Origin of the sequence: Streptomyces sp. 2P-4, from assembly GCF_030167965.1 — a bacterium.
GTDB classification, from domain to species: Bacteria; Actinomycetota; Actinomycetes; order Streptomycetales; family Streptomycetaceae; genus Streptomyces; species Streptomyces globosus_A.
The window spans coordinates 4,947,141-4,959,472 of sequence record NZ_CP095011.1 but is presented as its reverse complement, the minus strand read 5'-3'; the positions used below and the strand labels follow the sequence as shown (position 1 = coordinate 4,959,472).

The window sequence follows — 12,332 nt, the reverse complement described above, 5'->3', positions numbered from 1 at the left end:
GTTCAATCATTTCGAAATTAACTGTCAGCGTGCCCGAGATTTGATCGGTCTAGGGCAAAGCCTCGGCAGCCTTACACAAGGGATAGTCGATTCGTCGGACTTGTTCCGAGGAGCTCTGACCCAAGTGGTGGCCGCTCTGGACTCCTACGTCCATGGAATCGTCCTGGATAGGGCAGTCGACATCCTCATGGGTCGAATTGAACCGGCTCGTTCGTCCACCAAAGTTGGCCTCCATTTCAACGCAATCAGAGAAATCGTCGACAATTCCGATCCGATTGACCGAGAGATTGCTGCTAGAACGCACATCGCCCAGCGCCTGGCTCTAGAGACGTTCCAGAAGCCAGATGATGTGGGCAATGCCCTGGCCATGGTAGGGGTCAACAAAATTTGGACCCTCGCCTTTCCGGAAAACGTTGAACAGACCAAGAAGTCTTTGGGGCTCGTAGTGGCGAGGAGGAATCGGATCGTTCACAGTTGCGACATGGACCCGATAGCAACTGGTTCGGTGACTCCTATGTCGAGTCAGGATGCTTTGGATGCTGTAGACATTGTGGAAAATATTGTGCGCGCGATCGACAAAGCGATTTGAAAGTTCATGACCCGGCTCGGCCCGCCGCCTCGCGTCCGTCACCATCGGGCGGTGCAGGCGGATCCCGGCCTCCCCACTCGCCGCGTACGTCGCTCGCCAGATCGAGGAGGTTGCCTGATGGCAAGCGCCAGCGCAACAGCGCCGGCGCCATCAACAAGCAGGCAGCTCGTCGCGGCGGCCAGGTACACCGCGGTCGAGGGCCCGACCGGCCCGCAGGGTCCCGCCGGGCCGCAGGGCGAGGTCGATCCCGAGGAGCCGCAGCCGCCGCTCGGCGCGGCCGGGGCAGGCGCGGGCGTCGCGCTTCGCAGCACCGACGCGCGGACGCGGACGGTTCATGCGGCATCGCACGCGTCCGCCGGCTCGGACCCGGTGACGCCGGCTGCGATCGGCGCGGAGACCCAGGCCGGACTGACTGCGCAGGTGTCCGGCATAGTTCGGCGTCGGATCGCACGGCTACCGCGCGACACCGCGGCCCGGTATGTGCCGCTGCTGTCGATCCTGGCCGCGGTCAAGACGGCCGACGAGCAGGTGACGAGCAACATCGTCCTCCAGGACGACGACCACCTCGCACTGACGGTTGCCGCGGGCGCCACGTACGCCCTCGACGCCTACCTCGACGTGGAGGCCGACCCCGCGGCGGACATCACGTTGGGGTGGTCGGCGCCGGCCGGGGCGACGCTGCCGTGGACGGAAAGCGGCATCAGCGCGGGCAACGCCGGCAACATCGGATCGATCAAACAGTCCCGGGGACCTGGCGACCTCGTCCGGCGTCGGCATCATCTCTACCGGCTCCGTTGTGCGCCTGGCCGGGGTCCTCAAGACCGCTGGCACGCCCGGGACTCTGCAACTGCGGTGGGCCCAATCGGTTTCGTCCGGCACGCCGACGACGCTGAAGGCTGGCTCCTGGATCCGTCTCACCCGCATCAGATGACACTGCCCCCTCTCGGCCTTCCTTGGGTTCCATCGATCCCCGCAACACCCTGGAGTCCAGGGTGTTGCGGGGATCGATGGAACCCAAGCACCGACGACGGGGTCTCTCTCCCGGGGCGGGCCTCCCCGCCCGAACTCCCAGGCTGCGAGCAGCGTGAATCTGGCGCACGCGGGGAGTCGCGCCGACCCTGCTCGTTCTGCACTCTAACCCGATGATATGCCAGCAGTGCAGCCCCGTTCGGGTGATGACCTACGCCCTCGCCGGTGGGGATGTGGCATCGATGTGGCATCCGGGCACCAGAAGGGCCCACCGTTCGATTACGAACGATGGGCCCTACGATCTGACCTGCTAGTTCCTACCTGGTGGGCGCGGACGGTTTCGAACCGCCGACATCTGCTTTGTAAGCCTGGCGCCGCTCACACAGCGGTCTTGGCTGGTCAACGGGCGTACACCGACGCTCCGGGCCCCACGCTTCCCTGCACCGCCGCGGACCCCAATTGACCGTGGTTGACTGCCCGATCTGGCACGGATCTGGCACGGGCCCTGGCGCCGACACCTGCCTTGCACGTTCGTCCACCGTGCCCCCGATCAGCAGCGGGCCACTGGTCACTCAGTTTTGGATGTCAGCTCCCGCGACAACCGCGAGGAACCTGGTCACTCTTCGTCGCTGCGCTCCAGGACCAGGCCGACGGACCCGTCTTCCAGCCCGTTGCCGTCTTCGAGGTGCAGATGGGCCCCATCGGGAACTCCTTCGCCTGCCAGCACCAGAAGGTGCCCGGCAAGCGTCCTGAGCCCCGCGGCGTTCGCCTCGATGACGACTTCGACCCCGAGGTTCCGCACCTCGATCCGGGCATCGGCGTCCCAGGTGAAGCGGAGCCCCGTGCCCTCAACGGCGGCCGTGACGTGAGTGCTCTCGATCGGCGCTGAGCCGGTTCCGGAAGTCATGGAACTCATGATGCCGCTGCACGGACCGGGTCAAGGGACCAGGGCACTTGTCCTCGTACGTAGAACACTGCGGGAAGTACAGGAAGCCACGGTCACCAGTCGCGCCATGCATCAGTGATCTCGGCCCGGTTCATGCCTCTCCTCTCCGCCAGAGCAGCCACGTCCACACCGTGCTCGCCCAAGGTGAGATCGATGTATTCGCACAGCTGCTCCCGCTCTTCGGTGCAGTAGCCGGCGCCACCATGGCTGTCGTCCCCGTCGACGGCGTTGAGCGCCAGAACAACCCTCTCAACAACCCCGAAGACCTCTTCATCGGAAGGCCCGACGAGCGCACATACCTCCGCCTCGAACGCCTCCAGCGCTGAGTCCGTCGCCCTCAGCAAGGATTCGGGGTACATCTCCGCCGCCCCGGCGCACTCGGGTTCCAAGATCCCGGTCTCGACGTCTCGGGCCACCTCCGCCATCCAGACACGCCAGTTCTCAGGGGGGCTATTCGCCATGGCGAGAAACTACGCCGCAGCACTGACAACCCAGCTCACCTGGGGGGCTCCCCGGTGCGGTTGCAGCTCAGGAAGGGCGTCCATCGGCGTGGATACCAGTTGTGAAAGCCGTAGCGTCGTCGTACTCGTGCCGAGCCTCGGGCATCAGGCCCGCACGTTCCTGATGGGTCAGTGGACACCCGATCCTCGTGGCAATCTGCCCGAGAGACTCACCCGTACTGCCAGAACGATGTCCGGCGTCCGCGGGTCGCTGGCGACCGAAAGGAGCGCTCGACGGGCCTCCAGGGCATCGGACGCATAGAGATCCATGGCCGCGTCGTCCCGGCCTCCGGTGTCGGCCTCGATGTCGAGCAGCACCGAGATCAGGTCTTGTTCTGCTGAGCATCCACGATGCCGTCCTTAACGGTTGATGGGGATCTCGTAGACAATCTCGCAGAGGGCGGCAGGGACGACGATGTCCGCCGTCTCAACGGGCCGTCCTTCGTCGCTGTAGTACGTCCGCCGAATGTGGGTGACGAGCGAGGCTTTCTGAATCCCGAGAAGAGACGCCTCCTCAGCAGTGGCCTGCCGCGGCTCCGGCTGCTCGACGGCATGGCCGACGGTAACGCCGATCTGAGCCATCCGGTTCACGACGCCGGCCCCGGCGTGTGGCCCGCCCTCGGGAAGGACGACGAGAGTTCCGCCGGTGAGGTCGTACGGCTCCCAGCTCGTCGACAACTGCGCGGGCCGACCGTCGGCGAGGAACTCGTACACCGTGCGGACGCACAGGTCGCCCTCGACGATGCCGAGCCGTGCGGCGATCTCCGCCGGCGCCGGAACCTTGGCCTCGGTCTGACTCTCCCAGTCACCCTGCTTACCCAAGGCCTTCATGTCGGCTCGGAACGGCGAAGCGCCGCTCTGCTCACGCGCTGATGAGCGGACCACGCGCACACGCTGACGGGGCTCCGCGACGTACGTTCCGGAACCCGCCCGCCCCTCCAGGACCCCTTGGGAGATCAGCAGCTCCTGCGCCCGACGGACGACGTTCTCGCCGACGCCGCACTCCTGGCCGATCTGGGCACGCGAGGGGAGCCGGTCTCCGGGCTCCCACTCGTGCTCCGCGATCCGCTGCCGCAGGACGTCGGCGATGCGGAGATAAGGAGGCTGCTCAGGCATGTGGAAAATCTAGTCCACTAGCTCTAATCTAGTTAACTAGCTTCACTCAAAGTGATCGACCGGTGACGGAGGCTCTTCTGTGCCCGCTTCGGAAGCAAGGGCCGAGGACCTCGCCGCCCGGTTGTCGGCCCTCGGGCTGGCCTCGCGTGTGGAGCTGCACGCCACCTACACGTCGATCGAAGCGGAGGTTCCGGAAGTGCTCCCCGCCGAATCGTGGCGGGAGGTCTTGGAAGTCGTGGCGGAGGCCGACCGATTCGGGCTCCTCGCCAGCAGCTTGGCCGGCCGCATCCTCTGGGCCGCAGTAAACGAAGCGGTCCCCGCGACGGGCGACGTCCGGGGACCTGGCCATCAGCGATAGGAGCTGATCAGCGTGCACAACCGTATGACCCCTACCACCGCCCACACCAGTGGGCTGCCACTGCCCGCACTCTCCTACGCCACGCACGCGAGGACCACCTACCGGTCGAGCTCGTGCGCGATCGGCGCACACCGAGAGTGCACCCCGCCGTCCCCCTCCAGGGCGCCGGCAGGCGTCCCCGTGATCTACGAAGCCTGCGACTGCTCCTGCCACACGACGGACGACGCGCCGGAATCGCAGCAGGCGAACCAGTGAGGGGACCGACCCCCAGCGGTGCCCTCGCCGCCACCATTGAGATCACTTCGGTGAACGTGCAGCGTGGCGACGTCATCCAGATCGGCGGCCAGCCGTGCCGCGTAGCCGACCTCGTGCAGCTCCCCGCGGGCGCGAAGCGGCTGTTCTTCGAGACGGGCGAGGCGCTGACGATGCATGCCCAAAGCCGTTTCACCGCCCTCCGGATGACGAGGAAGTGGTGATCCGGGCCATGCCCTCCCGCCGTGACACCATCGCCGATGATCTCCGGCACCAGATCTCAACAGGCAACTTCAAGGCCGGCGAACGCCTCCCTTCCGAGGCCGAACTCGCCACCCGCTACGCGGTCAGCACACCAACCCTGCGAAGCGCCCTGGCGCTTCTCCAAGGCGAAGGCCTGGTCGAGAAGATCCACGGCCGCGGCAACTTCGTCCGCCGCCCTCACCGCAAAATCACGTACACCGGCGGTGGCGGCGAGGCGCCCACATGGGCCACCCCTTCCGCTCCCTTACACATGACCGCCCGCACCACGAACCTTGAGGCCTACGGCCACCTGGCAGCCCTGCTGGACGTGCCGCCCCGCAGCCCCCTGAGGTTGACCGAAGTCCTCTACATCACCCACGAAGGGAAGTCGCCGCACAGCCTGGCCCGCATCTACGTCCCTCACGACTTGGCGCCGGCCGATTCGCCTTTACGCGACGAGATAGCAGCGCGCGCGGCGGACCTCCGTCCGCCGCTGGCCGAGGTTCAGGAGCGGCTCAGCGCCCGCCTCCCGACCCAGGAAGAGGCAACCGTCCTCCGAATCGCCGCATCCATGGCGGTTCTCTCACTCACCCGCGTGGCGACCGATGTCACCGGCCGCGTGGTCGAGGCCGCCCTCTTGGTCCTTGCCGGAGACAGGGCGGACGCACTCTTCACCACCCGCCTCACGATTGGGGAGAGGAGTTCGAAGGAATGACACCGAGCAACGAACTGCGCCTCCTCCCGTGGTCGGGTCCCGACGACAAGCCCTGCTACCTGAGCGCTGACAACACCATCAGCTACCTGTCCCGCCTGGCCGACAACACCGAAGAGATCCAACTCGGATTGGGGGCCGAGCTCCTGGCCCACGCCCTCGAAGTACTCGCCGACGCGGACTCGGACCCGGAGGAACTCCGCCTCCTGGCAACGGACCTGACCGGCGCCCTCCGGGACGCGGTCCGCATAGCAACCAGCCGCGGCCACCGCCTCCAGCACTCCACCTACCCGGCTCGCGAGGGGCCCCGGCCGCATTTCAGCTAGCAGCAATTCGTACAAGCTAAGCGGCCCCAGACCCAGCTGGGGCCGCTCCTGTTTGGTGCACACGGCTCCGGGGGCCCGTGTGCGTCATGCGTGTGCGCAGGTCGGGGTCGATCTGCGGCCAGATTGGAGGCTCACCGTCCGTGAATAGGCCGCGGACGGCGGGCGCCGCCTACCTTCTACCAGCCGCCACCGAAGATCGGTTGAAGGGCTGCCGCTGCGCCTGACAGCAGTGCAAGCATTCCACCCATCGTTGTCAGCGCCGTGGTGGCGTTAGGAAAGAGTTCACGGCGTAGTTCACGCCAGCGTTTCCTAACTACGGCCCCCTGGAGCTTCTGCCACTTGTGCTGCCGAATGTGGCAGCCCATCATGACGCCCTTGCTGTTGTTCCTGCACGCGCCGTCTCGCCCAAGCGCCCCGCACCAGGCCGGAGCGAGAAAGAAGAAGTAGATCGTGCACACCCCGGATAACGTCAACAGCAGGCCTGGGCCGAGATCCGACGTGAGCCAGCCGGCCAACAGGACTGCGAAGACAGCCCATCCCCAGTACTTCCCGAAGCCCTTCATGCGCACCGGAACGTAACGAGGTAGGCCTCACGCTGGAAGGGAGCATGCGAGGCGCACCGGTGGCACATGCCAGCGCAGGTGGTTTGCTGCGTGTGAGGTCCCCCAGGACATCCCGGGGGCTTCATGGCCTTGTGGGGAGCCTTGGCCAGCCTCGGTTGCACGCGAGACGACCCAAGCCTCGCGCATCCGGCCGCAGGCGGTTGCGCGGATAGCTGAAGGGCGCTAGCTTTCCAACGTGCCTCCCCGAGTCTCCCGGGGCACCGGTAACGAGCTAAGCCGCTTTGACGGTCGGGAGAGCGCAGACGAGCAACTGCGTAGGGCATCAGAGATTGGCTATGGCCGTCTCCTGGTGCACCTGCGCACCGAGACGGTCACCTGACGATTGGGGCCGTTCGAAGTGGCTGCTCGTGACTGCAAGTCGCATTACGTTGCAATCATTCTCCTTTCATCTGGTATCTGTGCGCTCCTCGTTGGACAACTGGCCATGCTATTTGGCGAGGCGCCATGGTCGTCGTTGCGATGGGCAGCCGTCGCGTTTGCTGGCGTCTTTGCTGTCGGGGCGCAAGTCGCTAAGTTCCTCGGCTTGTTCAGCTCACAAGACGACAGTGGCTGAAACGTCGGAGACGACTCTAAGCTTGGAAATCCAGGCTCGCCGACTAACCTGTCGGCTGGCTCGCAACGACGCCGGTCATCGTGGTTGCGGTACCCGCTGCTGTACGCCTCTTCGTCCCGAAGCAATTCAGACCTTCGCAGACCCTCCCTGGTATCGGCCCTGACCTGAGTAAAGACGCCCCTGCCGTCCCCGGACGTCCGCCGCTGTACGGCCCCGTTGTCACTCAGTTAGACGCGCAGCCGCGCGGCTTCTCGGGGGCCTCTAGGCTAAGATCCCGCCTCGGCCAGCTTGCTGCCCGGGTTGACCCTGGCGCCTTACGCTCACTACGAGGCGGGCTCGATGTGGGCATACTCAGGCCGAAGCTGGAGCGGGCCAGTTTTCTTCCAAACTCGGGTGCATTCAAGCGGCTCATTCGGGGACCCGATTACTCCTCCGTACTCAAATCCTTCGTCCGTTTTGAAAGAGAACTCGTGTACTCCGTCCGCAGGTGAGTGAGTGTGAGACGTCTCCGTCAACTGTGCTTCGGTAAGGCCATAATGCAGGGTGATGTGGGAGTAGAGTAGACGGCGGGCTTCGTCGGCATCGACGGGACTCCGAGGGGTGCTAGGCGCATGGCCGCGTGATCTGATCTTCTCGAAGGCTGTGCGCAGAGCGCTGCCCAACGCTACAGCGCCAACACCCCCGACAGCACTGATCGATAGCTCCAATATGTACTCGCCGAAGGACGATGAAGCGCCCCAATCGAGCGAGCTCTCTCTCGCTGAAATAGAGTTTTCGGCGGGGAATTCCCTGTCTCCGTGAAGGGTCGTGATGTTGCGCAGCTCGGAGACAATTTCCTGGCTGCTCATCTCCAGCTCGCCGACTTCCAGAGTCCAGGCCGCCTCCGGATAGTAGATCAAGTGGTCCACAAGGCGAACGGAGATTATCGACTCTGTGCGCATGCCTGTCTCCCGGTCAATGCTAGTTCCCAGCGGCACGAATGCTGTCACTATACGGATTAACGCCAGGTTGAGATGGTGTTTTCGAATTGTGGCCCCCCGGGCACCAGCCGCCCCAACTCCCATCCCGTCTGCCATCGGCCCACACGCATGTGGAGCGGTCGCGGTGCCGGGCGTCAAGGTGGAGCGCGCGACTGTACGAACGACCTTGACGCCCGGCACCGCGACCGCTCGGTTTGTCCTGGGCCGATGGCAGACGGGATGGGAGTTCTCCACCGCCACACCCCACCGGCCGGCACCCGCGTACGGCGCCCCCGCCATCCCGGAGCTGGAGCGCCCCCGCCGGAGGCATCGCTCTAACCCGGGCATCTGCGCGGGCAGCCCGATTTGATTGCGGGGCAGCCGGTGGGTCCCACGGACTGGCCCATTGACGGCGGTGTTCAGGCGGCAGCCTCTCGAATGGGACCGGGCCCCTCCCGGTGACAGGGTCCGGCCGCGTTGACACGCCGCGGCCCAGGAAGTTTCAGCTGCTGAGGTTCGCCACCCATCAACCCGCGCCGTCCAGCCGCGCGGCCGGCGGCCGGGGTGGAGCGGGGCGGAGACAGGAGCGCAGGCCCGGCCGACGGGCGCGCTCGCCGCGCCGTGCGCGGCGGGTGCCTTGATGGAGTAGAGAAAGTCTTACCGCGCTTCCGGGCTTCGCTCGGCCTTGAACTCGCTCAACAGTTCGAAGAACAGGTCGACGCCTGCCCTGCCGCTCGCTTCGGCAGCCTTTGTGATCTCGATGGCCCATCCCAAGGAGCTGGCATAGGTGTGGCCAAGTCGCGGCCACAGCCACTCGGCGAACGGACCCTGATGTTCGAAGTCCGTCATGGCCTGGGGACCGTGGATCTCGGATGCGACTCGGTAGCCGTACAGCATCGCCTGGAGCTCCAGGAGAGAACCACCTCGCACGAACATCCCTGGCCGCATGCGGACCTGCTCCAGGAAGTCATAGACGTCGCGCCACTCGCTGACGGGCTTCGCGCCGGTCATGCGGACGTGTCCAGGAGGTGGCGGCCGTCGTTGCTGCGGACGTGGGGGCCCTTGTCGTCCAGGGCATCTAGGAGGCGGATCGCGTAGACCTCAGCCATGCGCTCTTCGACCTCGGCTGGCGTGAGCCAGTCGACCGCCGTGGACTCGTCCGAGGTTCGCTCGGTGCCGCCTGAAGGCTTGCAGCGGAAGACCAGGGCGACGATTCCTCGGGTGGTGTTCTTGTAGACGCCCGTCAGTTCGTCCACCTCGACGTGGATGCCCGTCTCCTCCAGGACCTCGCGGGCGACGCCTGCTTCCGGCGCCTCGGTAAGTTCGAGGACTCCGCCCGGGAGCTCCCATGTCCCGTTGTCCGCTCGGCGGATGGCCAGGAGGCGGCCGTCTTCGCGCACTACCGCTCCGGCCACAGACACCGAGTGGAGTGGCGTTGACTTTGTTCCCGCGCTCCCGTTACTCATGCACAGGAGCATATGAGAGTGGGTAGGACTGTGGGAACTCCAGCAGGAGCTGGCAGGGCCGTACCTCGGTACGTGCAGATCGCGGACGAGATCGTTCAGCAGATTCGGTCCGGCGTACTGAAGGCCGGCGACATGGTGCCCAGCGAGTCCGAGCTCGTCGAGCGGTACGGGGTCGCCGGCGGGACCATCCGTAAGGCCATGGTGGAGGTACGGGCCAGCGGGCTCGTCGAGACCCGGCACGGCAAGGGCTCCATCGTGAAGAACCGGCCGCCCGTACGGCTTCGGTCTTCGGATCGGTTCCGTGCGTCTCACCGGCGGGGCGGTAAGGCTGCCTACCTCGCCGAGTCCGAGCAGTCCGGCGCCACGGCCAAGGTGAGCGTCCTCTACATCGGGCCTATGGAAGCGCCGGCGGACATTGCTGAGCGGCTCGGTGTCGACGTGGGGACTCAGGTGCTCGCACGGCGTCGGCTGTACTTCCGGAACGGGACTCCCGTCGAGACCGCCTCGTCATACCTGCCATGGGACGTGGTGAAGGACATCCCCGAGCTGTTCGCCGAGAACCCGGGCCCTGGCGGCATCTACGCCCGACTCGAAGACTACGGCCACACCTTCGCCGAGTTCGTGGAGACGCTCCAGGCTCGGCCGGCCGCGAAGGCGGAGGCGTCGGAGCTCGCCCTGAGTCCTGGAGCTCCTGTGGTGCACCTGCTGCGGGATGCCGTGACGAAGAAGGGGCGGGTCGTGGAGGTCTGCGACACCCTCATGGCCGCTGACCAGTTCGTCTTCCAGTACCGGATCCCCGCGATCGACTGACGCTCGCTCAACTCCCCTCAGCCCGCTGCGGTTTCTTTCCGTGGCGGGTTGACTCATGTACAGGAGTGGTGCACTCTTCTTCATGGCACTCCTATACAGGAGTGAATGAGTCTAGCCTCTATAGAGGAGGGATCCACTGTGCGTCAGATCCCCGTCGACACGTCCGCCGCGATGGTGATGGTGGCCCAGCCCCCGGCCCCGAAGATCGCCAACCGCCAGACCGGCGAGATCGCCACCGACCGGGACACCGGTGCCCCGCTCATGACCGTCGACGTCATGTTCGTCATGGACGGAAACGCCGAGATCCTCAACCTGACCGTGCCCAAGACCGGCATCTCCGAGGAGCTGGCCATGGGCACCCCGGTCGCCCTGACCGGCGTCGTCGCCCGGCCGTGGGAGAACGAGTTCAACGGCCAGAAGCGCCACGGCATCAGCTTCCGCGCCGTCGCCGTCACCTCGCTCGCCGCCGCGAAGGTCGGCTGACCCATGACCGCCTTAACGGTCACCCTCGCGCTGGTCGCCACGGTCGCCCTGCTGCTGCGGTGGCAGCGTCCGGCCTGGTACTGGATGAGCTTCGGTGTCGTCTTCGCCGTGGTGCGGATCCTCGCCCGGTACGCGTCGGTCATGGACGCGTGTGGGCTGACCGTCCCGCCCTCGCGCTGGCGCCTGGCGCTGGCCCGGATGACCGGCCGGCCCATCCCCGACTCGCGGGCGCCCCGGATCCTGCGGCTGCGGCCGACTCGTACCGGGCTCGTACTGCGGGTGAAGCTCCGGCCCGGTCAGGATGCGTTCGACTTCTCCGCCGCCTCGGACCGGCTCCGGCACTCGTTCGTCATGCAGAACGTCACCGCCCGGGAGGTCCGCTCGGGTGTCGTCGAGCTGCGGATGACCGGATACGACGTCCTCAAGCGGGTCCAGATGCCCGCGGCTGCCCGCGGTGGGGTGATGCGCGTTCCGGTCGCCATGCGGGAGGACGGGGAGGTCTACTACCGCGACTACCGCCAGACCCCGCACGCGCTGAACGTCGGTGCCACACAGTCAGGGAAGTCCGTCTACCAGCGCAATCTTGTTGCCGCGCTCGCTCCGCTGGACGTCGCGTTGGTCGGGATCGACTGCAAGCAGGGTGTCGAACTCGCCCCGCTTGCCCGGCGGGTCACTGCTCTGGCCGACAACCCTGACGCCGCCGCCGGGCTCCTCGACGCCTTGGTCGAGCACATGGAGGACGTCTACCAACTGATCTGCCGCGAGCAGAGGTTGAGCGCGGATCTGCCGGATGCGGAGATCACGGCCGACATCTGGGACCTGCCCGATCACCTGCGCCCTACCCCGATCGTGCTCCTGGTCGACGAGGTCGCCGAACTCGCCCTCTACGCCACGAAGGACGAAGAGAAGCGGCGAGATCGGATCGTCACCTCCCTCGTCCGGCTCTCCCAGCTCGGCCGCGCCGCCGGTATCTACCTGGAGATCTGCGGGCAGCGCTTCGGCTCCGAGCTCGGCAAGGGCATCACCATGCTCCGTGCCCAGTTGACCGGACGGACCGCTCACCGCGTCAACGACGAGACCTCCGCCAACATGGCCTTCGGCGACATCGCCCCGGACGCCGTGCTCGCCACGGTCCAGATCCGTACCGACCGGCCCGGCACCGCTGTCGCCGGTGACTCCTCCGGTGGGTGGGTTCGCATCCGCACTCCCCACCTCACGCTCCGGCGGGCCGTGAACATCGCGAACTCCCACGCCCACCGCACGCCCGAGATCCCCGCGCTGGACGCCTTCCGGCCCGTCCTGCCGCCCCTGGGCAAAGCCGCGGCGCCCTCGACCGTCACGGCTCCCGCGATCGCCTGAATCCCCTCGCCCCACGGCGGCGTGACCGCTTCACGCCAGGTCCCTACCCCACCCATGCCCGAACCCGG

The 12,332-nt window shown here is 66.3% G+C and carries 15 protein-coding genes; 9 read left to right on the top strand and 6 right to left on the bottom strand.

The annotated features are described in order from the left end of the window. Window positions 1–127: 127 nt before the first annotated feature. Window positions 128–589, top strand: coding sequence for a hypothetical protein (locus tag MUK52_RS21955; RefSeq protein WP_284579364.1), 462 nt, complete (start codon window positions 128–130; stop codon window positions 587–589). 117 nt (window positions 590–706) lie between these two features. Beyond that, a complete protein-coding gene (locus tag MUK52_RS21950; protein WP_284579362.1) occupies window positions 707–1,735 on the top strand; it encodes a hypothetical protein in 1,029 nt (342 codons plus the stop codon). 439 nt (window positions 1,736–2,174) lie between these two features. Here MUK52_RS21950 and MUK52_RS21945 read toward each other — a convergent pair whose 3' ends face one another. From MUK52_RS21945 to MUK52_RS21935, 3 genes are all read right to left on the bottom strand, one after another. Next, window positions 2,175–2,465, bottom strand: coding sequence for an Imm32 family immunity protein (locus tag MUK52_RS21945; RefSeq protein ID WP_284579360.1), 291 nt, complete (start codon window positions 2,463–2,465; stop codon window positions 2,175–2,177). A 92-nt stretch (window positions 2,466–2,557) separates the two neighbouring features. Beyond that, a complete protein-coding gene (locus tag MUK52_RS21940; RefSeq protein WP_284579359.1) occupies window positions 2,558–2,965 on the bottom strand; it encodes a hypothetical protein in 408 nt (135 codons plus the stop codon). 399 nt (window positions 2,966–3,364) lie between these two features. Beyond that, the gene (locus MUK52_RS21935) at window positions 3,365–4,120 is read right to left on the bottom strand and encodes a GntR family transcriptional regulator (protein ID WP_284579358.1); all 756 of its coding nucleotides are present in this window, start codon (window positions 4,118–4,120) and stop codon (window positions 3,365–3,367) included. A gap of 79 nt (window positions 4,121–4,199) precedes the next feature. On the opposite strand from MUK52_RS21935, the gene MUK52_RS21930 reads away from it, so the two are divergent. The 4 genes from MUK52_RS21930 (at window position 4,200) to MUK52_RS21915 (ending at window position 6,011) form a co-directional block, all read left to right on the top strand. Beyond that, window positions 4,200–4,478, top strand: a complete 279-nt coding sequence (locus MUK52_RS21930; RefSeq protein ID WP_284579356.1) for a hypothetical protein — start codon at window positions 4,200–4,202, stop codon at window positions 4,476–4,478. A 305-nt stretch (window positions 4,479–4,783) separates the two neighbouring features. Beyond that, entirely contained in the window at window positions 4,784–4,954 is a 171-nt protein-coding gene (locus MUK52_RS21925; protein ID WP_312845886.1) for a hypothetical protein, read from the top strand. A gap of 8 nt (window positions 4,955–4,962) precedes the next feature. Further along, window positions 4,963–5,688: a GntR family transcriptional regulator gene (locus MUK52_RS21920; protein ID WP_284581750.1), complete on the top strand. Its 726-nt coding sequence runs from the start codon at window positions 4,963–4,965 to the stop codon at window positions 5,686–5,688. After that, on the top strand, window positions 5,685–6,011 hold the full coding sequence (locus MUK52_RS21915; RefSeq protein ID WP_284579352.1) for a hypothetical protein: 327 nt from the start codon (window positions 5,685–5,687) through the stop codon (window positions 6,009–6,011). The genes MUK52_RS21920 and MUK52_RS21915 overlap by 4 nt, the downstream gene beginning before the upstream one ends. 176 nt (window positions 6,012–6,187) lie before the next feature. Here the strand turns inward: MUK52_RS21915 and MUK52_RS21910 are convergent, their stop codons facing one another. The 3 genes from MUK52_RS21910 to MUK52_RS21900 form a co-directional block, all read right to left on the bottom strand. Then, window positions 6,188–6,574, bottom strand: a complete 387-nt coding sequence (locus MUK52_RS21910) for a hypothetical protein (protein ID WP_284579350.1) — start codon at window positions 6,572–6,574, stop codon at window positions 6,188–6,190. 2,229 nt (window positions 6,575–8,803) lie between these two features. Beyond that, entirely contained in the window at window positions 8,804–9,157 is a 354-nt protein-coding gene (locus tag MUK52_RS21905) for a hypothetical protein (RefSeq protein WP_284579348.1), read from the bottom strand. Next, the gene (locus MUK52_RS21900; protein ID WP_284579345.1) at window positions 9,154–9,624 is read right to left on the bottom strand and encodes an NUDIX hydrolase; all 471 of its coding nucleotides are present in this window, start codon (window positions 9,622–9,624) and stop codon (window positions 9,154–9,156) included. Before MUK52_RS21900 ends, MUK52_RS21905 begins: the two co-directional genes overlap by 4 nt. On the opposite strand from MUK52_RS21900, the gene MUK52_RS21895 reads away from it, so the two are divergent. The 3 genes from MUK52_RS21895 (at window position 9,625) to MUK52_RS21885 (ending at window position 12,264) form a co-directional block, all read left to right on the top strand. After that, window positions 9,625–10,422 carry a GntR family transcriptional regulator gene (locus MUK52_RS21895; protein WP_284579343.1) on the top strand — a complete coding sequence of 266 codons (798 nt, stop codon included), beginning with the start codon at window positions 9,625–9,627 and terminating at the stop codon, window positions 10,420–10,422. Window positions 10,423–10,560: 138 nt separating this feature from the next. Continuing rightward, complete coding sequence (locus MUK52_RS21890) at window positions 10,561–10,905, top strand: SCO3933 family regulatory protein (protein ID WP_284579341.1); 345 nt, start codon at window positions 10,561–10,563, stop codon at window positions 10,903–10,905. Between the two features lie 3 nt (window positions 10,906–10,908). Further along, window positions 10,909–12,264, top strand: coding sequence for an FtsK/SpoIIIE domain-containing protein (locus MUK52_RS21885; RefSeq protein ID WP_284579338.1), 1,356 nt, complete (start codon window positions 10,909–10,911; stop codon window positions 12,262–12,264). Window positions 12,265–12,332 lie beyond the last annotated feature (68 nt).